This is a genomic window from Paraburkholderia pallida (assembly GCF_004524855.1).
Lineage (GTDB): Bacteria > Pseudomonadota > Gammaproteobacteria > Burkholderiales > Burkholderiaceae > Paraburkholderia > Paraburkholderia oxyphila.
The window spans coordinates 715,626-740,371 of sequence record NZ_CP038151.1; the positions used below are offsets into that span (position 1 = coordinate 715,626).

Genomic DNA, 24,746 nt, shown 5'->3' on the forward strand with positions numbered 1-24,746 from the left:
CCCATGAATGCGCGCGACCCCGTTGCATACGATATGACGACCGATACGCCGGCCACCCCGGTTTCGCTCGACGACAAGTACACGCTCGAACGCGGGCGCGTTTATATCAGCGGCACCCAGGCGCTGGTGCGCTTGCCGATGCTGCAGAAGGCGCGCGACCGCAAGGCCGGCCTGAACACCGCCGGCTTCATTTCCGGCTATCGCGGCTCTCCGCTGGGCGCGCTCGATCAGTCGCTGTGGAAAGCCAAGAAGCATCTGCACGAGAACGACATCGTGTTCCAGCCGGGCGTGAACGAGGATCTCGCGGCCACCGCCGTATGGGGCTCGCAGCAGGTCAACCTGTGGCCGGGCGCGACGCGCGACGGCGTATTCGGCATGTGGTACGGCAAGGGGCCCGGCGTCGACCGCACCGGCGACGTGTTCAAGCATGCGAACTCGGCCGGCAGCGCCGCCCACGGCGGTGTGCTCGTGCTCGCGGGCGACGATCATGCGGCGAAGTCGTCCACGGTCGCGCATCAGTCCGAGCACGCGTTCATCGCGGCGGGCATTCCCGTGCTGTATCCGTCCAACGTGCAGGAGTACATCGACTACGGTCTGCACGGCTGGGCGATGAGCCGCTACTCGGGCCTGTGGGTGGCCATGAAGTGCGTGACCGACGTGATCGAATCCACGGCGTCGATCGACCTCGATCCGGAGCGCGTGGAGATCGTCACGCCGGACGACTATTCGATGCCCGCGGGCGGCCTCAATATCCGCTGGCCCGACACGCCGCTCGTGCAGGAAGCCCGCCTGCTGGACGAGAAATGGTACGCGGCGCTCGCCTACGTGCGCGCCAACAAGCTCAACCGCGTGGTGATCGATTCGCCGGCGCCGCGCTTCGGCATCATGACCGCAGGCAAGGCCTATCTCGACGTGCGCCAGGCGCTCAGCGACCTCGGTCTCGACGACGCAACGTGCGCGCAGATCGGCTTGCGCGTCATGAAGGTGGGCTGCGTGTGGCCGCTCGATGCGCAGGACGCACGCGCGTTCGCCACCGGTCTGGAAGAGATTCTCGTGGTCGAGGAAAAGCGCCAGATCCTCGAATATGCGTTGAAGGAAGAGCTGTACAACTGGCGCGAGGACGTGCGCCCCAAGATCTACGGCAAGTTCGACGAACGCGACAACGAAGGCGGCGAATGGTCGGTGCCGCGCGGCAGCTGGCTGCTGCCTGCGCATTACGAGCTATCGCCCGCGCTCATCGCGAAGGCCATCGCGCGGCGCCTCGCACGTGCGGACCTGCCTGAAGACGTGCGTGCCCGCATGCTGGCGCGCGTCGCGATCATCGAGGCCAAGGAGCGCGAGGCCGCGAAGCCCCAGGTGAGCGTCGAGCGCAAGCCGTGGTTCTGCTCGGGCTGCCCGCACAACACCTCGACCAACGTGCCCGAAGGCTCGCGCGCGCTCGCGGGCATCGGCTGCCACTACATGTCGATCTGGATGGACCGCAAGACCGAGACTTTCAGCCAGATGGGCGGCGAGGGCGTGACGTGGATCGGGCAGATGCACTTCGCCGGCGACAAGCACGTGTTCGCGAACCTCGGCGATGGCACCTATTTCCATTCCGGACTGCTGGCCATTCGCGCGGCTATCGCGGCGAATGCCAAGATCACGTACAAGATTCTTTATAACGATGCCGTCGCCATGACGGGCGGTCAGCCCATCGACGGCGTGCTGACCGTGCCGCAGATCGTGCATCAGGTTCACGCCGAAGGTGCGAAGCGCATCGTCATCGTCACGGACGAGCCGGAGAAATACGATTCGCGCGTCGTGCTGCCCACGGACGTGAAGGTTCATCACCGTGACGAGCTGGACGCCGTGCAGCGCATGCTGCGCGACGTGCCCGGCACGACCGTGCTGATCTACGACCAGACCTGCGCCACCGAGAAGCGCCGCCGCCGCAAGCGCGGCACCTATCCCGATCCGGCACGCCGCGCCTTCATCAACGACGCGGTTTGCGAAGGTTGCGGCGATTGCTCGGTGCAGTCGAACTGCCTGTCGGTCGAGCCGCTCGAAACGCCGCTCGGCACCAAGCGCAAGATCAATCAGTCGTCGTGCAACAAGGACTTCTCGTGCGTGAAGGGCTTTTGCCCGAGCTTCGTGACGGCCGAAGGCGCGCAACTGCGCAAGCCGCAGGCCGCGCGTAGCACCGCCGCGCCCGATTTCGACGCGCTGCCGGCTCCCACGCTGCCTGCGCTCGCTCGCCCCTATGGCATTCTCGTCACGGGCGTGGGCGGCACGGGTGTGGTGACCATCGGCGGGCTGATCGGCATGGCCGCGCATATCGAAAGCAAGGGCGTGACCGTGCTCGACATGGCAGGCCTCGCGCAGAAGGGCGGCGCCGTGCTCAGCCACGTGCAGATCGCGTCCGCGCCCAGCGCGCTGCATGCGACGCGCATCGCCACGGGCGAGGCGCGGCTCGTGATCGGCTGCGACGTGGTGGTGACGGCGTCGAACGACGTGCTCTCGCGTACGCAGCACGGCGTGACGGTGGCCGCGGTCAATAGCGGCGCGACGCCCACTGCGGATTTCGTCCGGAATCCGAAATGGTCGTTCCCCGGCGTGCAAACGGAAGCGGGCCTGCGTGAGAGCATCGGCGACGGCTGCGAGTTTATCGACGCCAACGCGCTCGCGCTGGCGCTGCTCGGCGACACGATTTACAGCAACCCGCTGCTGCTGGGCTTTGCCTGGCAGAAGGGCTGGCTGCCGCTGCAGCTCACGAGCCTGCTGCAGGCGATCGAGCTCAACGGCGTGGCGGTCGAGAAGAATCGCCTCGCGTTCAACTGGGGGCGTCATGTGGCGCAGCACGGCGATGCCGCTGTGAAGGCGCACGCCAAGCCGGCGGCACAGGCGATCGTCGTGCGCATGCCCGAGTCGCTCGACTCCGTGATCGCCTCGCGCGAAGCCTTGTTGACGGCGTACCAGAACGCGGCCTATGCGCAACGCTATCGCGGCGTGATCGACCGTATTCGCGAAAAGGAAATGCAGGCCACCGGCAATGCGAAGCTGCCGCTCACGCGCTCGGTTGCCGTGAATCTCGCGAAGCTCATGGCCTACAAGGACGAGTACGAAGTCGCCCGCCTGTACGCCGACCCCGCCTACCTCGCGAAGTTGCGCGAGCAGTTCGAGGGCGAACCGGGCCGCGATTACAAGCTGAGCTTCTACCTTGCGCCGCCGTTGCTCGCGAAACGCGATGAACAGGGCCACATGCAGAAGCGCCGGTTCGGTCCGTGGGTGCTCCCGGCTCTGCGTGCGCTCGCCCGCATGAAGGGTCTGCGCGGCACGGCGCTGGACGTGTTCGGCCGCACGGCCGAGCGGCGCGGCGAGCGCCAGTTGATTGCCGACTACCTCGCGCTCGTCGACGAATTCTGCGCGACGCTCGATGCCGAACGCCTCCCCACGGCGCTCAAGCTGGCCGGCATCCCGGACGACATTCGCGGTTTCGGCCACGTCAAGGAGAACAACGTCCGGGCCGCTGCCAGCAAGCGCGAGCAACTGCTGCGCGCGTACCGCACGCCGGTGCGTGTGGCCGCCAGCGCCTAAGGTTGTATAAGCAGCACGCATAAGCCGTGCGATGTCCCTCTCGCCGCAAGACGTTCCGCCGGCGAGAGGGACAGATTGAAAGTCCTCGATGTGGCCCCGCCTTCAAGGGAAAACCATTGGTCGTTAACATCAGACGTCTGATGTAAATTGACGCCCAACGCGGTTGACACCCACGCGGCTACCCAGGGAGCCCATGCGTCTGGGCGTCGATCAGTCGATGAGCGGGCGCATCCAGCATGGGCTTTTGGCAACGCTCGCGCGAGCGAGCGCTCAAGCCCAGGCGACCCCATTCCCAGCGTCCCCTTTCCGCATAGGAAAACCCATGCGCTTCGAGGCTTTCAGCTCTTCCGAACTGGCGGCATACCTGAGGGGTATTCCAGCCGTCCATGCACGGCTAGGCGACGACAGCGAATTGCAGGTCGTCGAAGTGGGCGACGGCAACCTGAACTATGTCTATTACGTGAGCAGCGCGCGCGACCCGCAGCGCAGCGTGGTCGTCAAGCAGGCGCCGCCGTTCCTGCGGCTCGTGGGCGAGGGCTGGCCCTTGCCGCGCGAGCGCATGGAGCGCGAAGTGGCCGCGTTGCGCCGCTTCGGCGCGCTGTGCCCGCAGCATGTGCCGCGCGTCTATCACGCCGACAGCGAGAAGTTCCTCATCGTGATGCAGCGGCTCGACTCGCATCGCGTGCTGCGCCAGGGGCTCATCGACGGCATCGTCTATCCGCATCTGGCCGATCACGTCTCCACGTTTCTCGCGCGCACGCTGTTTCATGGCTCCGATCTGTATCTCGCGCCCGACGCGAAGAAGGCGGCCGTGGGCGGCGACATCAACACCGAGTTGTGCCGGATCACCGAGGATCTCGTCTTCACGTTTCCATTCGAGGACGACCCTTCGAACGTGTATAGTCCTGCGCTGCCGGCCGCGGCGGTCGAGCGGCTGCGCACGCACGAGCCGCTGCGCCGCGCCGTGGGCGAGATGAAGTGGGCCTTCATGAACCATGCGGAAACGCTCGTGCACGGCGATCTGCATACGGGTTCGATCATGGCGAACGAGCGCGAGACCTATGTGATCGATCCCGAGTTCGCGTTCTATGGGCCGATGGGATTCGACACGGGCGCGTTCATCGCGAACCTGCTGCTCGCCTGCTATGCGCGAGACTGGCACGACCGCGTGGCGGGCCGCGATCCCGCCGTGTATCAGCGCTGGCTGCTAGAGCAGGTCGCGCAGGTATGGCACGGCTTTGCGGAGAAGTTCGCGGGGCTGTGGCGCATGCACGAGCGCGAGACGGGCCGCGCGTATATCGGCGGCCCCGCCGACACGCGCGCCGCCGAGGCGTTTCGTGAAGACTTCATGCGGCGGCTGCTGGCGGACACGCTCGGCTTCGCGGGCTGCAAGATGATCCGGCGCATCGTCGGCATGGCGAAGGTCGCGGAGATCACCGGCATCAAGGACGAAGTCGTGCGCGCCCGCGTGGAAATGCGCTGCCTGCGGCTTGCCGAGGCGCTGCTCGTGCAGCGACGCGAACTGGCTTCGATCGGGGCTGTCGCCGCGCTGGCGGCTCAGGTGCTCGCGGAGCCGGTGGAAGCGTGAGCGCGCCGGCGCAAGCGACACGACCACGAGACTGGCACGAACAATCGGCCGCGTAAGCGGCATGGTCCGGCGTACCAGCATTCACGGAGAACGTATGGCGTTGCAGCCGCACAAATCGCATCTTCCGCCCACCCTCGAGTGGCGCGACGAGACCCTTTATCTGCTTGACCAGACGCGCCTGCCGCTCGAGTGCGTGATCGAGGCGACCGATAGCGTCGAGGCGGTCTGGCGCGCGATACACGAGCTGCGCGTGCGCGGCGCGCCGGCGATTGGTGTTGCCGCGGCCTATGGGCTGTGCGTGGCGATGCAGCCCGAGCGGCAAGCGCCGCGCGACGCATTCCTCGCGCGGCTCGAGCAGCACGCCGCGTATCTGGACAGCGCGCGGCCGACGGCGGTGAACTTGCGCTGGGCGCTCGAGCGCATGCTCGCGCATACGCGGGGCACCGAGGCCCGCACGGGTGCGGAGGTCTACGAGGCGCTCGTGGCCGAGGCAACGCGCATCCATCATGAGGATATCGAATTATGTGCGAAGATCGGTGAGCATGGCCGCTCGCTGATCAAGGCGGGCAGCGGTGTGCTCACGCACTGCAACGCCGGCGCGCTCGCGACAACGGGCATAGGCACCGCTACCGCGCCGCTGTATTGCGCGCATCGCGAGGGCGTGCCGTTTCGCGTCTATGCCGACGAGACGCGGCCGCTCCTGCAAGGCGCGCGACTCACGGCATACGAGTTGCAGCAGGCCGGGCTCGACGTCACGCTGATCACCGACAGCATGGCGCCCGCGCTCATGGCGCAGGGGCTGATCGATCTCGTGATCGTGGGCACCGACCGCGTGGCCGCGAACGGCGACGTCGCGAACAAGATCGGCACGCTCGGCGTGGCGATCGCGGCAAAGCATTTCGGCATCCCGTTCTATGTGGCGTGCCCATCGTCCACGCTCGATCTGCGCACCGCGCGTGGCGCGGACATCGTGATCGAGGAGCGCAGCGCCGACGAGGTCGCGCAGTTCGCGGGCCGGCGCACCGCGCCCGAGGGCATCAAGGTGCGCAATCCGGCCTTCGACGTGACGCCGCACGCGCTCGTCACGGGCATCGTGACGGAGCTGGGCATCGTGCGCGCGCCGTTCGAAGACAATCTGGCGACGCTGTTCGCCACGGGAGCGGCCGTATGAGCGGCGCGAGTGGAGAGGGCGGAGAGCGCGGAGAGCGCGGAGAGCGCGGAGAGCGCGGAGAGCGCCGGGCGGGCGAGACCGCGGCGCGCGCACGCGATGCCCGCGGCGAGACCGAGCTGCGGCAGCAGATCGTCGATACCGCGCGCGACATGGAGCGCCTCGGCATCAATCAGGGCACCTCGGGCAACGTGAGCGCGCGCTGGCATGACGGACTCCTGATTACACCGAGCGGGGTGCCGTGCGCGGCGCTCACGCGCGAGCGCATCGTCTGGATGCCGCTCGACGTGCGCGAGGACGACCCGCTCTTCGAGGCGCAGCGCCCCTCTTCGGAGTGGCGCTTTCATCGCGACATCCTGCGTGCGCGGTCCGACGTGAACGCGGTCGTCCATACACATTCCAATGCGGCTACGGCGCTTGCAATCCACGGCCGGGGCATTCCCGCGCATCACTATATGGTGGCCGCGGCCGGCGGCAACTCCATTCGCTGCGCGCCGTACGCGACCTTCGGCAGTCAGGCGCTTTCGGATCACGCGCTCGAAGCGCTGCACGAGCGGCTCGCCTGCCTGCTCGCGCATCACGGTGTCATCGCGCTGGGGCGAGATCTGGAGCGGGCGCTGTGGCTCGCCAACGAGGTCGAGGTGCTGGCGAAGCAATATCTGCTCGCGTGCCAGATCGGCGAGCCGCCGCTGTTGTCGGACGCGCAGATGGACGAAGTCATCGAGAAGTTCAAGGGCTACGGCCCGCGCAAGTGAGGGGCGCGGTGCAGGCGCGCAGGATCAGCGAAGCGGATCCAGGCGTGGCCGAAATTCCTCGAAGCACGGCGCGGTTGACGAGCGCGCATTCATAGCCGGTAAATTCAGCGGATGAATCCGGCTAATTGCATCACGTTGTGATATAAATATCGCGTGAGCACCGCCGACCACACGGTGCCCGCCAGGGGGGGATCATGAGCGAGCACGGCGAGCACAAGGGCGATTTCGCAACCGATGTCCGGCTTCTGCGCATCAGTGCCATCGCTGCCGTGGGCGGCGCACTGAGCACCGTTGCCGCCGACTTTCTGCTGCACCTCATCCGCTTCTTCACGAACCTGTTTTTCTTCCAGACGCTCTCGACGGCGAATCATTCTCCGGCCCAGAACACGCTCGGCTGGTTCGTGGTGGCCGCGCCCGTGATTGGCGGGCTGCTGGTGGGCCTGATCGCCCGCTTCGGCTCGGAGCAGATTCGCGGCCACGGCATTCCTGAAGCCATCGAGGCGATTCTGTTCGGCAAGAGCAAGATGTCGCCGAAGGTGGCCGTGCTCAAGCCGCTCGCCTCGGCCATCGCCATCGGCAGCGGCGGGCCGTTCGGGGCCGAAGGCCCGATCATCATGACGGGCGGCGCGATCGGCTCGCTCATCGCGCAGTTCTTCCATCTCTCGAGCGCCGAAAGAAAGGCGCTGCTGGTGGCGGGCGCCGTGGCCGGCATGACCGCCGTGTTCGGCACGCCCGTGGCCGCCGTGCTGCTCGCCATCGAGCTGCTGCTGTTCGAGCTGCGCCCCCGCAGCCTGCTGCCGGTGGCCATCGCCTGCGTCGTGGCGGGCTTCACGCGGCCGCTGTTTCTCGGCAGCGGCCCGCTGTTTCCGCTGCATACGTTGCCCATCGGCCCGATCGGCATCGTGGCGGCGGCCATTGCCGGGCTGATTGCCGGCGCGTTGTCGTGGGGGCTGTCCACTTCGCTCTACAAGGTGGAAGACCTGTTCGGCAAGCTCCCCATTCACTGGATGTGGTGGCCCGCGCTGGGCGCCATTGCCGTGGGCATCGGCGGCTATTTCCAGCCGCGCACGCTCGGGGTGGGCTATGACGTGATCGGCGACCTGCTGCAGAATCACCTCGTCTTGCACGTCGTGATTGGCATCGTGGTCGTCAAGGCCATCATCTGGGTCATCGCGCTCGCCTCGGGGACGTCGGGCGGCGTGCTCGCGCCGTTGCTGATGATGGGCGCGGGCGTGGGCGCTATCGTCGGGCCGTACATGCCCGGCGGCGACCCCGCGCTGTGGCCGCTCGTCTTCATGGCGGCCGCGCTCGGCGGCATGATGCGCGCGCCCGTGATGGCCGCGGTATTCGCCTTCGAGCTGACCGACGACGTCAATGCCTTGCTGCCGCTGCTCGCGGCCGCCGCCGTGGCGTACGGCTTCACGGTGATGTTCATGCGTCGCTCGATCCTGACCGAGAAAATTGCCCGGCGCGGTTATCACATTTACCGCGAATACAGCATCGATCCGCTCGAACGCCATTATGTGGAGGAGGTCATGACGCGCACGGTCGTGACGATCGATGCGAGCACAACTATCTCTAGCGTTCTGAACGACTATTTCGGCAAGGAGCAGAAGTTTCGCGCCTATCCGGTGCTGAGGGATGGCGTGCTGCTGGGCATGGTGGACCGCGCGCTGCTCGACCCGATTCCGCTGGGCAAAGCCGGGATGCCGATTGGCTCGGCTTTCGCGAAGACCCGGCCCGAGATCGCCTTGCCTGGCGAGACGTGCAGGAACGTGGCGGCGCGGCTCGCTATCTCGGGCCTCGAGCGCGTGCCTGTCGTGGACGACGCAAAGACCATGCGCCTGCTCGGCGTGGTCTCGCGGCACGACCTGGTCAAGCCTTCGATGCAGGTCTTCGCGGAAGAGCGCGAGCTCGAACAGTTCCGCCAGGTCTGGATTCCTCGCAACACGCTTTTCGCACCCACCCTCAAGCGCCAGGACGGACCCGACGAGCATGCCGATGTGGGCCGATGAACGCCACTCGCGGAGCGGGCACGCGCGCCATCGTGTTGCCGTAGCCCGGCGCTGTGGGGGGCAAGTTGGGCCGGCTCGCCCGCGCCTGAACCGGACCGTATGAATTACGCGTCAGACGGCTTCATTTGATGGCCGCTTGCGGCGCTGCCTGCCTCGCCTCGCTGCGTGGCGCGGGTACGGTGCACAACAGCATGACCATGCCCGCCGCGAGTAGCACGGCGATCACCACGAGCCCCGCATAGAGGCTGCCGGTATACGTCATGAGCAAGCCAACCAGCGAAGGACTCACCGCACCGCCAAGCGCCCCAATTGCGGTAATCACGGCGATGCCGCCCGCGGCGGCGCCGCCGTCCAGCCACGCCGTGGGAATCGTCCAGAAGATGCTGAGCGTCGCATAGATGCAGACCGACGCGGCCATCAGCAGCACGACGGTGAGCGTCACGCTATGCGCTGCGAACGGCAGCAGCAGGAAGCTGGCGGAGACGATGAAGCCGCAGGCGGCCACATGCCAGCGGCGCTCCATGCGTCGATCGGAGCTGCGGCCGATCAGGGCGATGCCGATGGCCGTGCACACCGAGATCGCGCCGCTCAGCCAGCCGACGTCGCGTACTTCGTGCACGCCCACCTGGCGCAGCAGCGTGGGAATCCAGAAGCCGATCGCGTTCAGCCCCATGAAGATGCAGAAGTAAATGGCCGAGAGCACATGGATACGCGGATTGCGCAACACCTCGCGCAGGTGCCCGGGCGACGCTGCATGCGCACGGCGGCGCTGGCGGTCCGCTTCGAGCGCGGCCTCCACGTGCTGCTTCTCGGTGCTCGAGAGCCAGCGCGCATCGGCGGGCCGGTTGTCGAGGTAGAGCATGGCCATTACGCCGAGCGCAATGGCGGGCAAGCCTTCGATCAGGAACAGCCATTGCCAGCCACGCAGTCCCATCGCGTCGTGCAGATGGCTCATGATCGCGCCCGACATGGGGCCGCCTATCACACCGGCGAGCGGCACCGCCATGATGAAGAGGCTCATGATGCGTCCGCGCCGGCTGTCGGGAAACCAGTAAGTGAGGTACAGCACGATGCCGGGAAAGAAACCCGCTTCGGCCGCGCCCAGCAAAAAGCGCAGCACGTAGAGCGAGGTGGCGTTATGCACGAACATCAGCAGCACGGTCAAGCTGCCCCACAGCACCATGATGCGCAAGAGCGTCTTGCGCACGCCTATGCGCGCGAGCAGCAAGTTGCTGGGCACTTCGAACACCACATAGCCGATGAAAAACATGCCTGCGGCGATGCCGAAGATGGCGTCGTTGAGCTTCAGATCCTGGAGGAACTGCAGCTTCGCAAAGCCGATGTTCACGCGGTCGATGAAGTTCACGACGTAGCAGACGAATAGGAAGGGCACGATACGGCGCGTGATCTTCCGGAAGGTTGCATCGTCGTGCTGCGTGGCCGATGGGTTGTGCATGGTGTCTCCTTGGCGTCCGACTGGCTTCAAGGCTGGCCGGTTTTATCCGCGGTTTTATCGCGCAGTTTTATTTGTTGTCGCGAGGTAGCTCGAGGCCGCGGCGCTCACCACTCGCCGAAGAACACGCCCCATTGCTTGTGATTGTCGGTCTTGCTCTCCACGCCCGTGTGGTCGACTGTCACGCGCTGCTTGAGCGTGCCGTGCCACTCGGCGAGCCGCGCGTGCATACGCACACGGATGGGCTCATGGCTCGCATCGGCGCCAAGGTCGACGTACTCGTCGGGGTCCGCTGCGAGGTCGAAGAGCTGCGGCCGGAAGCCTTGCCAGTAGACGTATTTCCAGCGCGAGTCGCGCACCATCCAGCCGCGGCAGGCGTCGGGGCTGCGGCCCAGCGTGAGGCGCGCGCCACGGTAGCTGTAGTCGAGCTCGGAAACGACATAGTCGCGCCAGCCTTCGGCCTTGTCCGCGTCGCCGCGCGTGAGCGCCAGCACCGAGGCGCCTTCCACGCGCTCGTCATAGGCGGGCAGGTCCAGCGCATCGAGTATGGTCGGCACGACGTCGATGCCCGACATGAAGCGCGTCTCCGCCGTGCCGCGCGTGGCGTCGGCACGCGGCGACGGGTCGTACACGATCATCGGCACGCGCTGCACGGTGTCGTAGAACATTTCTTTTTCACCGAGCCAATGATCGCCGAGAAAATCGCCATGGTCGGCCGTGAAGACGATCAGCGTGTCCTGCCAGCGGCCGAGGCGCTCCAGCGTCTCCCACAGCCGGCCGAGGTGGTCGTCGATCTGCTGGATCAGGCCCTGGTAGACGGGCCGCACGGTGTTCGACACTTCTTCGCGCGAGAAATTGAGGCTTTCCTCGTGCTGGCGGTAGGCGGCCACCACCGGGTGCGCCTCGTTGTGCTCGCTCCGTTGCCGCTTGAGCGGCAGGCACTGGTCGAGCGAGTACATGTCGTGGTACGGGCGCGGGGCCACGTAGGGCCAGTGAGGCTTCACGTACGAGAGGTGCAGCGCCCACGGCTGGTCGCCTTGCTGCTCGATGTAGCGGATCGCCTGGTCGGTCATGTACGCGGTTTCCGAATGCGGCTCGGCCACGCGCGACGGCCAGCGCACGTTGCGCATCTTCCACCCCGAATGCACGGCGCCGCTTTCGTCTTCCACGCCAATCACGAAATCGCTCCACGGCTTGTCGCTCACATAGCCGTGGCGGCGCAGGAACGCCGGGTAGCCGCTCTCGCTGCCGGGCTCGTGATGGCCGTCGTAGCGGTCCAGTTCGATGAACGAGCCGGTCGAGAGCCGCTGGCCCAGCGCACTCGCGCGGGCGATCTCGAGGCGCTCCATGCCTTGCGCATCCACTTGCACGTGGGTCTTGCCGGCGAGCGCGAGCGTGCGGCCGTTGCGCATCAAGTATTCGCCGAGCGTGAGCTCGCCGAGCGACATCGGCACGCGATTCCAGTTCGCGCCGTGGCTCGTCATCGTGCGCCCCGTGTAATAGGACATGCGCGACGGGCCGCATACGCCCGAGGTCACGAATGCGTTGTCGAAGCGCACGCCGCGCGCGGCCAGCGTATCGATGTTGCGGGTGCGCAGGTACGGATGCCCATAGCAGCCGAGATGATCGCGCCGCAACTGGTCGCACATGATGAAGAGAACGTTTCGGGTCGATGTCATGCTGGATGCCGTTTCTGATGCGGGTTGTGCTGCCGTTGGTATGCAAGCGGTGCGATCTGCCGCGATTGCAGCGACTACCGCCATGGCCCGATAGTAGGGAGCAGACCGACGATTGACCTAGTCAAACGTGTGTGCGGGTGCACAATGGCGCGCACATCCAGGCCTTGCCGCACTGCGTAGCGGCGGCATAATGGCGAATCGCTCCGCTTTCATCCGCTTTCGTTCGCTTTCATCCAATCCGATCCGACCGTGCCGCGCCCGAAACCCGCTTCCCCCGCGCCCCCAGCGGCCGACCCGCCCGCGTTGAAGCACCCCGCGCATATCGAGGAATTCCTGCTGTACCGGATTCACAACCTCGCCCGGCTCGCCACGCAAGGCGTGGGCTTGATGTTCCGCCGCGAGATCGGCATCAGCCGGCGTGACTGGCGCATCCTGGCCTTCGTCGGGCGGTATCCGGACTTGAACCTCACGCGCCTCGCTGAACTCGCGTCGCTCGACACGGTGGTGGCGAGCCGCTGCGTCGCCCAGCTCGTCAAGCGCGGGTTGATCGCCAACTCGCGGCTGCCGTCGAACAAGCGCATCACGGTCCTGACGCTCACCGAGGCGGGCAAGGTAGCCTATGAACGCGCCCGCGCGGGCGGACAGAAGTACAACGTGGAATTCATTGACTGCCTGAGCGACGAGGAAGCCGGTGTGCTCGACGCGCTGCTCACGCGTCTGGAGATGCGCGCAGAGGAACTGACGCAGCGCGAGATCGAGAAAAGCGGCGGCCTGGCGCCTGAAGACGATGTTTGAGGCGTCACGCTTGCCGCCGTGACGGGTGACAGCGGCGAATCTGCATGGCGATGCGGTGTCGAATAATCTCCACGGCACGCGGAATAAGCCCGCACGCGGCGGGTTCACCCCAATAAGGCAAGCCTGACACACAAGGGGAGAATCATCGTGCGAGCGTCAACATCCCGTAAGGCGCGAACGGTCCCATGCGCCGTCCTTCTCGTTTCGATCGCGGCGCTGTGTGGGCCACTCGCGGTTGCGGCAGGTCCCCAGACCACAGCCGCCGACGAAGCGCCCTTCCTGGCAGAGAACGATGCGGCCATGAGCAAGATGATGAACGGCATGTCCGCCAGGCCGAGCGGCGATGTCGACCGCGATTTCGTCGCCATGATGGTGCCTCATCATCAAGGCGCCATCGACATGGCCCAGGCCGAACTGCGCTTTGGCCACAACGAAGCATTGCGCCGCATCGCGCAAGAGATCGTGGTCGAGCAACAGCAGGAAATCGTTGCCATGCGTCGTGCGCTCGGGCAGCCCCTGCCACCCGCGGCGCCCGCGCCCGATCAGCAAAGGCCGGCCTCCGTGCCGCCCGTCCATTCCCAGCCGCTGTCACAACCGGGCATGCAGATGCCTATGCCGAATCCCATGCAGAAGGAGCCATGATGAAACGCACTTCGATTTGCACCGTCGCGGTGTCGGCGGCGGCGCTGGCTGCAGCGCAGCTCGCCTTTGCCGGACAGGCGCCCGGATCGCTGGCCGCTCCCGACATTGCGGTGAGCCACCACGATCGCGTCTACGCCGCCGAGCAATTCTCGAATACGGTGTCCGTAATCGATCCGGCCGACAACAGGCTGATTGGGCTGATTCGCCTCGGCGACCCCTCGCCGGGCAATTTCAGCCCATTGTATAAGGGCCAATTGCTCGTGCATGGCATGGGCTACTCGCCGGACCATCGGACGATCGCGGTGGTGTCGATCGGCTCGAATTCGGTTTCGTTCATCGACACGCAGACGAATGCCGTCAAGCATGTCACCTACGTTGGCCGCTCGCCCCATGAGGCATTCTTCACGCCCGACGGCAAGGAAGTGTGGGTGACCGTGCGGGGCGAAAACTATGTGGCCGTGCTCGATGGGAAAACCTTCGAAGAGAAAGCGCGCATCACGGTGCCGGCGGGTCCCGGCATGCAGATCTTTTCGCCCGACGGCAAGTATGGCTATGTCTGCTCGTCCTTCAACCCGCAGACCGAAGTTGTCTCCGTGGCGGACCACACGATCGTCGGCACGGTGAAACAGGCGAGTCCATTTTGCCCGGACATTGCCGCCACGCCGGACGGCAAGCAGGTCTGGTTCACGCTCAAGGATGTGGGCAAGGTTCAGGTGTTCGACGCCAGGCCACCCTTCGCGATCCTCAAGACGCTCGACACGGGCCCGATCACGAATCACGTGAACATCGTGCATAACGCGAATGGCATGTTCGCCTATGTAACCGTAGGAGGACTGAATGTCGTCAAGGTGTTCAGGACCGACGACTTCTCGCTGGTGGCAACGATTCCCGTTGGCAGCTTGCCGCATGGACTCTGGCCATCGGGTGACGGCAGCCGCATCTATGTTGGCCTCGAAAACGCCGATGCGATGACGGCCATCGACACGCTCACGAACACAGTCATCGCGACGGTGCCGATCGGACAGGCGCCGCAAGCGGTCACCTATGTGCCGGAGGCGGTCCCGCAAGGCGACGGCGCGCAGAACCTGGAGACGCTGGGCCTCGCGGGCCAGACCTCTCACATCGCCCTGGTGCCGGTGGGAGCGGGCAACGCGGTGGACGTCGCGCACGCCCCTACGACCGTTGCACTGTTCGACCAGGGGCTGGTGCAGGTTCTACAGGCTGCGGTCACGGGCTTGCAGCCGAAACAGCCCTATGTGCTCGGTCTCGCCGATCACCCCGACGGCACGGGTGACGTGCAGGTGCTCGCGAACTTCATGACGAATCCGGCGGGCTCCGCGATCGTCAACGCGCTTGGGCAGATTCGCCAGTTGGTCACGCCGGGCATGAGCACGTCGGGCGACAAGCGCCGCTATCTCGTGGTGGCGCCGCAGGTGTCGGGCAAGCCAGGCGCGCCGGTGCAGGTCCAGTCGCTTTGAAGCGGCACGCCGCGGCTGGCGGAGGGACGGCGAGCACCGTGTCGGCAGCCCGGGGCGTCGTGGGTCAGTTGCGGGCCGTCCTCGGCGGCGTGCCGCTCATCAGCTCGAGAATCTTGCCGCGCAGCCACAGCCCGGCCTGGTCCTGCTCGCTGCTGCGATGCCAGTACAGATGCCACTCGAGGTCCGGGAGCTGAAACGGCAATTCGAAAATGCGCGCGTCGTGGCGTTGCAGGAGCTGAATCGGCGCGGTGAGCGCGAGGTCGGTGCGCAGCGCCACGAGCGGCGCCACCATGTAGTGCTGCACGCGCATCTGTATGCGGCGCTGCTTGCCGATCTTTTTCAGCTCCGCGTCGACGAAGCCGCTGCCCTGGCGGCGGCTCGACACCTGAATGTGGCCGAGCGCGAGGTAATCGTCCATGGCCAGCGTCTCGCCCGCAAACGGGTGGTCGTGACGCAGCATGCACGCGTAGTGGTCGTTGCCGAGCGGCGCCTGACGCAGTTGCAGGTCGTTGACGAGCGGCACGTCGATCGCGAAGTCGATCTTGCCGGTGGCCAGCGCCGTGGACATCTCGGTGCGCGGCGTGAAATAGCATTCGATGCTCATGCCGGGCGCCTGCTGCTGCAGCAGCTCGCCCAGCGCGGGCAGCAGAATCGCCTCGCTCAAATCGGGCATGCTGAGCCGGAACGTACGCTCGGAAGTGGCGGGCACGAACACGTCGCCTTCGGTTGCGCTTGCTTCGAGCAATTGCAGCGCCTCGCGCACGCGGCCGATGATGTTCTCGGTGAGCGGGGTGGGCACCATGCCCGTGGACGTGCTCACGAACAGCGGGTCGTCGAATGCCTTGCGCATGCGCGCCAGCGCATTGCTGACGGCGGGCTGCGTGATGAAGAGCGCCTCGGCCGCGCGCGTCAGATTGCGCTTTTCGTAGATCGACTCGAATACGACGAACAGATTCAGATCCAGCTTGGGTGAACGCATCTCACGGTCTCCGTTTGCCGTCATCATAAACGAGCGGCGCCGTGACGATGCGTTCGCGATGGGTCCAGTCCCGTGCGCGGGGATCAGTCCCGCAGCGGTGCGTTCAGGTAGGCCGCCATGGTGCCGAACCGCTCCTTGCCGCTCGCAAGCTCCATCTTGGCGATGGCCTGGAGGTGGACTTCGTCCGGGCCGTCCGCGTAGCGCAGCGCGCGGCCCCAGCTCCAGTGATCGGCCAGCGGCGTGTCGGGGCTCACGCCCATTGCGCCGAATACCTGCATCGCGCGGTCGCAAACCGTCGTATAGACCTGCGGCACCAGCGCCTTGATCATCGAGATTTCTTTACGCGCCGACTTTGCGCCCACTTCGTCGATGAGCCATGCAGCCTTGAGCACGAGCAGCCGGGCCTGATCGATTTCGATGCGCGACTTCGCGATCCATTCGCCGACCGTGCCGTGCTGATGAAGATACTTGCCGAAGGTCTTGCGCTCCTGCGCGCGCTCGATCATCAGTTCGAGTGCGAGCTCCGCCGCGCCGATCGAGCGCATGCAGTGGTGAATACGGCCCGGCCCGAGGCGTGCCTGCGCGAGCGCGAAACCGCTGCCTTCCTCGCCGAGCAGGTTCGAAGCGGGCACGCGCACGTTGGTGAACGTGATCTCGCAGTGGCCTTCGGGCGAGACGTGATTCATGACCGTGATATTGCGCACGACCTTCACGCCCGGGGTGTCCGCCGGCACGAGGATCATGCTTTGCTGCCGGTGTGTTTCCGCTTCGGGGTCGGTCTTGCCCATCACGATATAGATCTTGCAGTTCGGATGCGCTGCGTTCGTGATGAACCATTTGCGGCCGTTGATCACGTAGTCGTCGCCGTCGCGGCGGATCGACGTCGTGATGTTCGTCGCGTCGGAGGAGGGCACGTCCGGCTCCGTCATGGCGAACGCCGAGCGAATCTTGCCCTCCATCAGCGGCTCGAGCCACTGCTCGCGCTGCGCCGGCGTCGCGAACATGTGCAGCAGCTCCATGTTGCCGGTATCGGGCGCGTTGCAGTTGAACACCTCGGAGGCCCACGAGACGCGGCCCATGATTTCCGCGAGCGGCGCATATTCGAGGTTCGTCAGGCGCGTGCCGGGCTCGTCGTCCTTCAAGTGCGGCAGGAACAGATTCCACAGGCCTTCGGCTTTGGCGATCGCCTTGAGATCTTCCATGAACGAGACGGGATAGTGTCCCGCGTGCACTTCTTCGAGCCACTGGCGCTGGCGCGGCACGATGTGCTCGTCCATGAAGCTGCGCACGCGGCGGATCAGGTCTTCGACCTTGGGGCTATAAGCGAAATTCATGATGTGTTCCTTGTGTACGCTGTACGGTAGGCTAGATCGTCAGGCCGCCATCGACGACGATGCACTCGCCGTTCGTATAGCTCGCCGCGTCGGACACCAGATAGAGCACGGTGCCCGCCATTTCCTGCGGCTCGGCGTGGCGACGCAGCGGGATATCGCTCATCCACTGGTCGTAGATGTCCTTGTTCTCGAACAGCGCGCCGGCGAACTTCGTCTTCGTGAGGCCGGGCAGCAGGGCATTCACGCGGATGCCGAGCGGGCCGCATTCTTTCGCGAATGCGCGCGTCATGTTGACGACGGCCGCTTTCGTGATCGAATAGATGCCCTGCTGGTCGCCGGGCTGCAGCGCGTTGACCGAAGCGGTGTTCACGATCACGCCGCGGCCCTGCGCCTTCATCAGCTTGCCGGCTTCGACCGACATGAAGAAGTAGCCGCGCACGTTCACTTCGACGGTCTTGTTGTAGGCGGCGAGGTCGGTGTCGAGGATATGGCCGAAATACGGATTGGCGGCGGCGTTGTTGACGAGAATGTCGAGGCGTCCGTGCTTGGCGCGGATATGCTCGAACGTGGCCGAGATGTCTTCCATGCGGCCGACGTGGCAGGCGAACCCTTCGGCGCTGCCGCCGTTCGCGCGGATGTCCGCGGCAACGGCTTCGCACTCGTCGAGCTTGCGGCTCGACACGATCACATGGGCGCCTTGCTCGGCCAGCAGCCTGGCGATGGCTTCGCCGATGCCGCGGCTTGCGCCGGTCACGAGGGCAATCCGGCCCGAGAGGTCAAACAGGTTCGTGGTCAATCTCGTCTCCTTGATTCGGGATCAATATCGGGGCGCACGCGATGCGTGTTCCGCGTGTTTTGTCAGTCAATCAATTCCGCTGCGAGCGCGGCGAGCGGCTCCACCATGCCGCCCACTTCGTGCGCGTTCGCGTTCGACGCATTGCCCTGCAGGGCGCGCGCCTTCACGCCTTGGGCAATCGAAGCGAGGCGGAAGAAGCTGAACGCCAGATAGAAGTTCCAGTTCTCGATGCCGGGCAGGCCACGCAGTTCGCAGTACTGCGCAATCATCTCGTCTTCCTCGGGGATGCCCAGCGCGGCACGGTCCTGCCCGCGCAATCCCGTGATATGCCCCTTCGACGGCAGGCGCAGGCACATGCAGAAGTACGCGAGGTCTGCGAGCGGATTGCCGAGCGTCGAGAGCTCCCAGTCGAGGATCGCGCGCACGCGCGGGGCGTCGGGGGCGAAGATCAGGTTGTCGATGCGGAAGTCGCCATGCACGAGCGCGGGGCGCTGCGTGTCGGCCGGGCAATGCGCCGGCAGCCACTCGATCAGCGCTTCCATTGGCGCTACGCGCTCCGTTTCGGCGGCACGGTATTGCTTGGTCCAGAGCTCGATCTGGCGCTGGAAGTAATTGCCGGGGCGGCCATAATCGCCGAGGCCGACGCGTTCGGGATCGACATCGTGTAGCGCCGCGAGCGTCGTGACGATCGACGCGTAGTAGTCGCGCCGTGCCTCGCGATCGACTTCGGGCAGCGCGGGGTTCCAGAAAATGCGGCCTTCCTCGTAGCTCATCAGATAGAACAGGCTGCCGATGACTTCGCGGTCTTCGCAGAGATGCCAGACGCGCGCCACAGGAACCGGCGTTTCGGCGAGCGCGCTCAGCACGCGAAACTCGCGGTCGACGGCATGCGCGGACTTGAGCAGTTGGCCCGGGGGCTGGCGGCGCAGCACGTAGCGGCCGCTCGGCGCTTCGATGAGCCAGGTGGGGTTGGACTGGCCGCCCGGGAATTTCGTCGCGCGCACGGGGCCGCGAAAGCCCGCGAGGTGCTGTTCAAGGTAGGGCGTGAGCCGGTCGAGGTCGAGCGACGGGCTGGTGGATTCGCTGGTCATATCGTTCGCTGCTGGACAGGTCGTGGTGGATCTTGGCTTCGATGGGCGGACGGACTAGCCGTAGGTTTGAAACGCGTGGCGTTGCGGATCGTCGAGATGGGCGATGCCGTTGAAGCTCGACAGTTGAACCGCCTCGCGATTGAAAAAGCACTGCGTCACGCTGCTATTGCGGATCTGCATGTTCAGCGCGATGGCCGTTGCGGCGGGCGCTTGCAGCAGCTGCTGGACGAACGAGCCGATCACGCCGCCTGACGTGACCACGAGCACGCGTTGCGCACCGCTTTGCTGGATGGCGGCGCGGGCATCGGCCACGCGCCGCTGGAATGCGCTCCACGTTTCGGGCGCACGCTCGTCGAGCGCGCCTTCGGTCCACAAATGCAGAACCTGCCGCAGGGCCTTGAAGAATTCGCGCGGATCGCGCTTCACGGCTTCGGCAAGGCTGCGATGCTCGTCGGGCAGGGCAGCGAAGAGCGCGTGGAAATCGTATTCGTCGAGTCCCGCGTGAACGTCGCGCTCGGGCGGCAGGCCCGGCAGCGTGCGCCGGATCGCGTCGAGTGTTTGTGCGTGACGCCGCAGCGTGCCGGTCACGACGTGGTCGAAGCGGACGCCAATGCGCGCGAAATGCTCGCCGAGCCAGAGGCTTTGCTGCTCGCCTGCTTCCGAAAGCCGGTCGTAATTGTCCGTGCCAAAGGACGCCTGGCCGTGCCTGATCAGGTAGAGTTCTGCCATCGCTTCGCTAGCCCTTGAAGTAGTGAGGCTAGCTTAGAGGCAGTGCCGGTATTGATGAAGTTTATTTGCTGAATGAGCCGGCATTCACTGCGGTGATGGTTGCCAGGGCGTTCGCTCCCCAACACGTGCTCATTTCGACTCGAATCCCTGAGAGATCTCGTCGATCAATGCCCTGATGCGCGCAGTCTGCCGTAGATCCTGATGCGTCACGAGCCATATTTCATACGGCTTTTCCCGGCTACACCCGGGCCAGATCCGGATCAAGCCATCGGCCGCGCCAATGTTGACGGGTATTTCACCGATCCCGATGCCTGCGTTGACGGCTGCGCGCAGACTCAAGTTGGAGTTCACGCTGGCCGCGATCCGCCCGCCGTGAACCGGTTCGCCAGCGAGTGCCGGCACGCGCATGGCCGCCATATACGGCTGATACACGGCCAGGTCGTGGCCCGCGAACGCCTCGCCCTCGACGGGCAAGCCATGGCGCTCCAGATAGCCACTGGACGCAAAGAGCCCCATTTCCCAGCTTGCGAGCCGCCGCGCGACGAGTCCGGGCTGGGTCGGGCGCACGGTCCGCAGCGCGATATCGGCGTCGCGCCTCGCCAGATTGACGAGCTGCGTCGACGTATTCAACTGGATGGTGACGTCCGGGTGCTTCGCGCGCAGGCGCTCGATGGCCGGAATCACGAACTCGAGCGCGAGCGCCTCGGTGGTCGTCACCTTGATCTCTCCGGCAAGGCGCTTGTCCATGCCCTGCGTGCGCCGCGAGAGATCGTGCGCCGAGCGCTCCATCAGCTCGGCCGGCGCCAGTGCGAGCTTGCCCGCCTGAGTGAGCATATAGCCCGTTGACGTGCGCACGAAAAGCGCGGCTCCGAGCGCATGCTCGAGCGCGGCAAGGCGTCTGCCCACTGTCGCCTGATCGAGCTTCAGCGAGCGGGCCGCGGCGCGCAAGGTGGTTTCGCGATGGATCGCGAGAAAGATTCGTGCGTCGTCCCAGTTCATGGTGCCTCCAGTGCGAGTGATGCATTTTTGCATCACTGAACCGGCAATTTACTGCGTGGCGCGAAGCAGCCCGAAAACTATACTCGGTTGCAGATCCGATGCGGGCGATTCAGTGACTCAGCCAGATTCAGCCGCCCCTCGGTCACGCTTAAGAGGATGACACCATGTCGACTGCAACCACCCCGATTCCGGCCACCATGCCGGCCGTTGAAATCACCCGCCCGGGTGGCCCGGAGGTTCTGGTGCCCACGGTGCGCCCGGTGCCGGTGCCGGGTGCAGGCGAGGTCCTGATCCGGGTTCACGCAGCGGGCGTGAACGGCCCCGATGTCTTTCAGCGCAAGGGGCTTTACGATCCGCCGGCGGGTGCGTCCGATCTTCCGGGCCTCGAGGTGGCGGGCGAGGTCGTCGCGCTCGGCGCGGGCGTGACGCGATTTGCGATCGGGGATCGTGTTTGCGCGCTGGTTCCGGGCGGCGGCTACGCCGGGTACGCCACCGCGCACGAGTCGAATACGCTCTTCATTCCCGAGGGATTGAGTGTTGTCGAGGCGGCCGCGATGCCCGAAACCTTCCTGACCGTGTGGCTGAACGTGTTCCAGCGCGGCCAGTTGGCGAAGGGCGAGACCGTGCTCATTCACGGCGGAGCGTCCGGGATTGGCACGACCGCTACGATGTTCGCGAAAGCGCTTGGTGCGGGGCGCATCATCACGACCGTGGGTTCCGAGGAGCAGCGCGCGGCCAGTCTTGCGCTGGGCGCTGATCTCGCGATCGATTACCGGCAGCAGGATTTCGTTGAGGAGACGATGGCGTTCACCGGGGGCAAAGGCGCCGATGTGATCGTCGATATCATTGCCGGCGACTATGTCGCGCGCAATTTCGCCGCCGCGGCTGTGAACGGGCGCATCGTGCAGATTGGCGTGATCAAGGGGCCGGCCACGCAGGTCGATCTGTTTCCGATGCTCGCGAAGCGTCTCACGCATATGGGATCGACGCTGCGATCACGTACGCATGAGGAGAAGGCTGCCATCATTCGCGAGCTTGAGATGCATGTCTGGCCGCATGTGCGGAGTGGTGCTGTGAAGCCGGTGATTTATCGGCGCTATGCGCTTGAGTGTGCGCGTGATGCGCATGTGTTGATGGATTCGGGTGCGCATATTGGCAAGATTGTGTTGACCACGCAGGCGGGTGCCGGGGATTGAAACTGGCATTGGCCTTAACTTGTATTCGCGGCGGGCCGCAGGCGTTGCCCCTGTGCGGGGCGGCACCTACTTTTCTTTGCCGCGGCAAAGAAAAGTAGGCAAAAGAAAGCCGCTCACACCGCCAGTGTGACGCCGTCCCCCACTGCCCTGTATATCGGAGCGGCTCCGGGGCGTCTGTCGCCACGCGACGTCAACCGGAGTGACTAAGGGCTCATCCATCCGGCGGCGCTCCGCGCGCCGTGGGGCATAACCAAAAACAGTGGGATGCACACGCATTTTCGTAGGACTCCAGCGTATTCGATTGGCGGATCGCCCACGCATTCGCCAGCCAGCACGCCCGTGCATTCACCAGTCAGCACTCCCGTGCATTTACCAATCAGCACGTCAGCGTATTTGCCGGTCAGCACGCCAGCGCATTTACCGGTCCGCACCTTCGCGCACTTACCAGGTGGCACCCCCAGCGCATTCGCAGGCCAGCCCACCCGGTTTTCCTTGCAGACCCTTCCGCCCGCGCGTAGCGCGTGGCGGGAAGGATGAGCCCTTTGTCACTAAGGCGGAGTGTGCGAGGTGACGGATGCTCCGGAGCCGCTCCGAAATACAGGGCAGTGGGGGACGGCGTCACACTGGCGGTGTGAGCCGCTTTCTTTTGCCTACTTTTCTTTGCGGCTGCAAAGAAAAGTAGGTGCCGCCCCGCACAGGGGCAACGCCTGCGGCCCGCCGCGAATACAAGTTAAGGCCAACGGCACCAAGAGCCACCTAAAATCAGGCGTGGACGATAGAACTCCACAATAGTTAGGCTCACGATCCCCGACAATTCGCATCGGCTATCGGCGCCTGCGCCGTATCAACTATCTCCCGCTCAAGCAGCGGATAAGCAAGCGCACAAATATGCGACTGAATCCTCACAAGGTCGCGCAGCACATCCAGATGCAACGAACTCGATGCAATACTGTCCGGCAGCCCATCGCGCAGCCTTTCAAGGTGCCGGTCGCGCGCCGCGCGTTCAAGCCGCCGCAGCGCCTGCTTGTCGGCAATGAGCAGCTCGGCGGTCTGCGTCCGGCCCGAAACGAGCAGCGCCTGAGCGCGGTGAAAGCTGCCCGTCACCGACCGGTGCATCATCCGCAACTCCTCAGCGCCCTCGGGCGAAAAGCTCAACTGCATCTTGATCTTCTTCTGCGCGATTTCCAGCAGATTCTTGTCGATGATGTCGCCGATATGCTCGAGGTTGATCACCGCCGTCATGATCGCCGAGGCCCAGCGCCGGTCTTCTTCACTGAGCGGCTCGCGCGTGATCTCCGTGACATAATGCTTGATCGCGTCATGCAGCATGTCCACCGTATCGTCGCAGCTCGCGAGGTCGCTCACGGCGCGGCGGTCGTTGGCAAGCAGCACCGGCACGCTCGAGCGCAGCATCGTCTCCACCACCTCGCTCATCCGGATCACTTCGCGCGCCGCACAGGCGAGCGCCTGTGAGGGCGTCTCGAGCACGCCTTCGTCGAGGTAGCGGGGCGCATCGGAATCGTTGGCAATGCCAGGCGCGGGCAGCAGCCGTTCGAGCAGCCGCGCCACCGGGTCGAGCAGGCCGATGAACACAATCGCGATGGCCACATTCAGGCCGGTATGGAAGTTGGCAATCGCGCGGCTTGCATCGCCGGGCAGGCCGTCAAGCCACTGGCCGAGCGGCGCGCAAGCGCCAAGCATCAGGATGCACACACCACCGCGCAGCAGCAGGTTGCCGGCCGGCAGCCGGCGGCGGCTGCGGTCGTCGCCTTTCGCGGCTTCGAAATACGGGTTCAGCGCGCTGCCCACGTTGGCGCCCAGCACCATGGCGATCGCGCTGTCCATGGGGATCGAATGCATGTTCGCGAGCGACATCACGAACAGCACGACCGGAATGCTCGAATGCGCGGCCCACGTGAGCAGGCACGCGAGCGCAGCGTTGAGCACGGGCTCGCCGGCCAGCGCGCCAAGCACCGTGCGCAGCGCGGGCGCGGATTCGGCGGGCTGCACGGTCGAGACGAGCAGCGTGAGCGCGAGCAGCATCAGGCCGAGACCGATCGAAGCGCGGCCGATGTCGCGGTTGCGCGAGCCTTTGCCCTTTTCGAACAGGGCCATGCCGATCAACAGGCAGGCGGGCGAGATCCAGCTCAAGTCCAGCGAGAAGGCTTGCACGATCAGCGTCGAGCCCACGTTCGCGCCGAGCATCACGGCGAGCCCCGTGACGGGCCGCATGAGCCCGCGCGCCGCGAATGACGACGCGATCATGCCCGTCGCCGTGCTGCTCTGCAGTGCGCCGGTGATGGCGAGTCCCGCGCAGAATGCGTTGAAGCGGTTGCCGAGGCTCTTCGCCATGAAGCGCTTGAGCGAGGCGCCGAACGCTCGCATCAGCCCCGACTCGACCATATGCAGGCCCCATGTGAGCAGCGCGACGCCACCCGCGAGATGAAGGACGATCAGGACCATTCGGCGCCTC

The 24,746-nt window shown here is 65.5% G+C and carries 18 protein-coding genes; 9 read left to right on the forward strand and 9 right to left on the reverse strand.

Annotation, left to right across the window (positions count from 1 at the left end; translation table 11 throughout):
- Positions 1-3: 3 nt before the first annotated feature.
- The 5 genes from E1956_RS38070 (at position 4) to E1956_RS38090 (ending at position 9,102) form a co-directional block, all read left to right on the forward strand.
- Positions 4-3,576 (forward strand): indolepyruvate ferredoxin oxidoreductase family protein, encoded by a 3,573-nt coding sequence (locus E1956_RS38070; protein ID WP_134758506.1) that lies wholly within the window; start codon positions 4-6, stop codon positions 3,574-3,576.
- 322 nt (positions 3,577-3,898) lie between these two features.
- Positions 3,899-5,164, forward strand: a complete 1,266-nt coding sequence (gene mtnK / locus E1956_RS38075) for an S-methyl-5-thioribose kinase (RefSeq protein ID WP_134758507.1) — start codon at positions 3,899-3,901, stop codon at positions 5,162-5,164.
- Positions 5,165-5,258: 94 nt separating this feature from the next.
- A complete protein-coding gene (mtnA, locus tag E1956_RS38080; protein ID WP_134758508.1) occupies positions 5,259-6,335 on the forward strand; it encodes an S-methyl-5-thioribose-1-phosphate isomerase in 1,077 nt (358 codons plus the stop codon).
- On the forward strand, positions 6,332-7,087 hold the full coding sequence (locus E1956_RS38085) for a class II aldolase/adducin family protein (protein ID WP_134758509.1): 756 nt from the start codon (positions 6,332-6,334) through the stop codon (positions 7,085-7,087). Before mtnA ends, E1956_RS38085 begins: the two co-directional genes overlap by 4 nt.
- A gap of 194 nt (positions 7,088-7,281) precedes the next feature.
- Entirely contained in the window at positions 7,282-9,102 is a 1,821-nt protein-coding gene (locus E1956_RS38090) for a chloride channel protein (RefSeq protein WP_134758510.1), read from the forward strand.
- Positions 9,103-9,223: 121 nt separating this feature from the next.
- On the opposite strand, the gene E1956_RS38095 is transcribed toward E1956_RS38090, so the two are convergent.
- Together E1956_RS38095 and E1956_RS38100 are read right to left on the reverse strand one after the other, a co-directional pair.
- Positions 9,224-10,558 carry an MFS transporter gene (locus E1956_RS38095; protein WP_134758511.1) on the reverse strand — a complete coding sequence of 445 codons (1,335 nt, stop codon included), beginning with the start codon at positions 10,556-10,558 and terminating at the stop codon, positions 9,224-9,226.
- A gap of 104 nt (positions 10,559-10,662) precedes the next feature.
- The gene (locus E1956_RS38100; protein ID WP_134758512.1) at positions 10,663-12,234 is read right to left on the reverse strand and encodes a sulfatase-like hydrolase/transferase; all 1,572 of its coding nucleotides are present in this window, start codon (positions 12,232-12,234) and stop codon (positions 10,663-10,665) included.
- Positions 12,235-12,483: 249 nt separating this feature from the next.
- Between E1956_RS38100 and E1956_RS38105 the strand changes: the two genes are divergently transcribed.
- From E1956_RS38105 to E1956_RS38115, 3 genes are all read left to right on the forward strand, one after another.
- Positions 12,484-13,029 carry a MarR family winged helix-turn-helix transcriptional regulator gene (locus tag E1956_RS38105; RefSeq protein WP_232072394.1) on the forward strand — a complete coding sequence of 182 codons (546 nt, stop codon included), beginning with the start codon at positions 12,484-12,486 and terminating at the stop codon, positions 13,027-13,029.
- A 147-nt stretch (positions 13,030-13,176) separates the two neighbouring features.
- Complete coding sequence (locus E1956_RS38110) at positions 13,177-13,671, forward strand: DUF305 domain-containing protein (RefSeq protein WP_134758513.1); 495 nt, start codon at positions 13,177-13,179, stop codon at positions 13,669-13,671.
- On the forward strand, positions 13,671-15,149 hold the full coding sequence (locus E1956_RS38115) for a YncE family protein (protein WP_134759614.1): 1,479 nt from the start codon (positions 13,671-13,673) through the stop codon (positions 15,147-15,149). Before E1956_RS38110 ends, E1956_RS38115 begins: the two co-directional genes overlap by 1 nt.
- Positions 15,150-15,213: 64 nt before the next feature.
- Here the strand turns inward: E1956_RS38115 and E1956_RS38120 are convergent, their stop codons facing one another.
- The 6 genes from E1956_RS38120 to E1956_RS38145 all read right to left on the reverse strand — a co-directional run bounded on the left by E1956_RS38120 (position 15,214) and on the right by E1956_RS38145 (position 21,077).
- Positions 15,214-16,128, reverse strand: a complete 915-nt coding sequence (locus tag E1956_RS38120) for a LysR family transcriptional regulator (RefSeq protein ID WP_134758514.1) — start codon at positions 16,126-16,128, stop codon at positions 15,214-15,216.
- Positions 16,129-16,211: 83 nt separating this feature from the next.
- The gene (locus E1956_RS38125; protein WP_134758515.1) at positions 16,212-17,462 is read right to left on the reverse strand and encodes an acyl-CoA dehydrogenase family protein; all 1,251 of its coding nucleotides are present in this window, start codon (positions 17,460-17,462) and stop codon (positions 16,212-16,214) included.
- Between the two features lie 31 nt (positions 17,463-17,493).
- Positions 17,494-18,258, reverse strand: coding sequence for an SDR family oxidoreductase (locus E1956_RS38130; RefSeq protein ID WP_134758516.1), 765 nt, complete (start codon positions 18,256-18,258; stop codon positions 17,494-17,496).
- A 62-nt stretch (positions 18,259-18,320) separates the two neighbouring features.
- Complete coding sequence (locus E1956_RS38135; RefSeq protein ID WP_134758517.1) at positions 18,321-19,349, reverse strand: phosphotransferase; 1,029 nt, start codon at positions 19,347-19,349, stop codon at positions 18,321-18,323.
- Between the two features lie 54 nt (positions 19,350-19,403).
- Positions 19,404-20,078, reverse strand: a complete 675-nt coding sequence (locus E1956_RS38140) for a histidine phosphatase family protein (RefSeq protein WP_134758518.1) — start codon at positions 20,076-20,078, stop codon at positions 19,404-19,406.
- A 129-nt stretch (positions 20,079-20,207) separates the two neighbouring features.
- The gene (locus E1956_RS38145) at positions 20,208-21,077 is read right to left on the reverse strand and encodes a LysR family transcriptional regulator (protein WP_134758519.1); all 870 of its coding nucleotides are present in this window, start codon (positions 21,075-21,077) and stop codon (positions 20,208-20,210) included.
- A gap of 164 nt (positions 21,078-21,241) precedes the next feature.
- On the opposite strand from E1956_RS38145, the gene E1956_RS38150 reads away from it, so the two are divergent.
- Positions 21,242-22,273 carry an NAD(P)H-quinone oxidoreductase gene (locus E1956_RS38150; RefSeq protein ID WP_232072396.1) on the forward strand — a complete coding sequence of 344 codons (1,032 nt, stop codon included), beginning with the start codon at positions 21,242-21,244 and terminating at the stop codon, positions 22,271-22,273.
- A 798-nt stretch (positions 22,274-23,071) separates the two neighbouring features.
- Here the strand turns inward: E1956_RS38150 and E1956_RS38155 are convergent.
- Positions 23,072-24,736, reverse strand: coding sequence for a Na/Pi cotransporter family protein (locus E1956_RS38155; RefSeq protein ID WP_134758520.1), 1,665 nt, complete (start codon positions 24,734-24,736; stop codon positions 23,072-23,074).
- Between the last annotated feature and the right edge of the window lie 10 nt (positions 24,737-24,746).

Coding starts and splice junctions, on each gene's coding strand:
- E1956_RS38150 (WP_232072396.1), top strand. CDS start 21,242: ATGTCGACTGCAACCACCCCGATTCCGGCCACCATGCCGGCCGTTGAA.
- E1956_RS38140 (WP_134758518.1), bottom strand. CDS start 20,078: ATGGCAGAACTCTACCTGATCAGGCACGGCCAGGCGTCCTTTGGCACG.
- E1956_RS38085 (WP_134758509.1), top strand. CDS start 6,332: ATGAGCGGCGCGAGTGGAGAGGGCGGAGAGCGCGGAGAGCGCGGAGAG.
- E1956_RS38145 (WP_134758519.1), bottom strand. CDS start 21,077: ATGAACTGGGACGACGCACGAATCTTTCTCGCGATCCATCGCGAAACC.
- mtnA (WP_134758508.1), top strand. CDS start 5,259: ATGGCGTTGCAGCCGCACAAATCGCATCTTCCGCCCACCCTCGAGTGG.
- E1956_RS38125 (WP_134758515.1), bottom strand. CDS start 17,462: ATGAATTTCGCTTATAGCCCCAAGGTCGAAGACCTGATCCGCCGCGTG.
- E1956_RS38155 (WP_134758520.1), bottom strand. CDS start 24,736: ATGGTCCTGATCGTCCTTCATCTCGCGGGTGGCGTCGCGCTGCTCACA.
- E1956_RS38095 (WP_134758511.1), bottom strand. CDS start 10,558: ATGCACAACCCATCGGCCACGCAGCACGACGATGCAACCTTCCGGAAG.
- E1956_RS38115 (WP_134759614.1), top strand. CDS start 13,671: ATGAAACGCACTTCGATTTGCACCGTCGCGGTGTCGGCGGCGGCGCTG.
- E1956_RS38120 (WP_134758514.1), bottom strand. CDS start 16,128: ATGCGTTCACCCAAGCTGGATCTGAATCTGTTCGTCGTATTCGAGTCG.
- mtnK (WP_134758507.1), top strand. CDS start 3,899: ATGCGCTTCGAGGCTTTCAGCTCTTCCGAACTGGCGGCATACCTGAGG.
- E1956_RS38135 (WP_134758517.1), bottom strand. CDS start 19,349: ATGACCAGCGAATCCACCAGCCCGTCGCTCGACCTCGACCGGCTCACG.
- E1956_RS38090 (WP_134758510.1), top strand. CDS start 7,282: ATGAGCGAGCACGGCGAGCACAAGGGCGATTTCGCAACCGATGTCCGG.
- E1956_RS38100 (WP_134758512.1), bottom strand. CDS start 12,234: ATGACATCGACCCGAAACGTTCTCTTCATCATGTGCGACCAGTTGCGG.
- E1956_RS38070 (WP_134758506.1), top strand. CDS start 4: ATGAATGCGCGCGACCCCGTTGCATACGATATGACGACCGATACGCCG.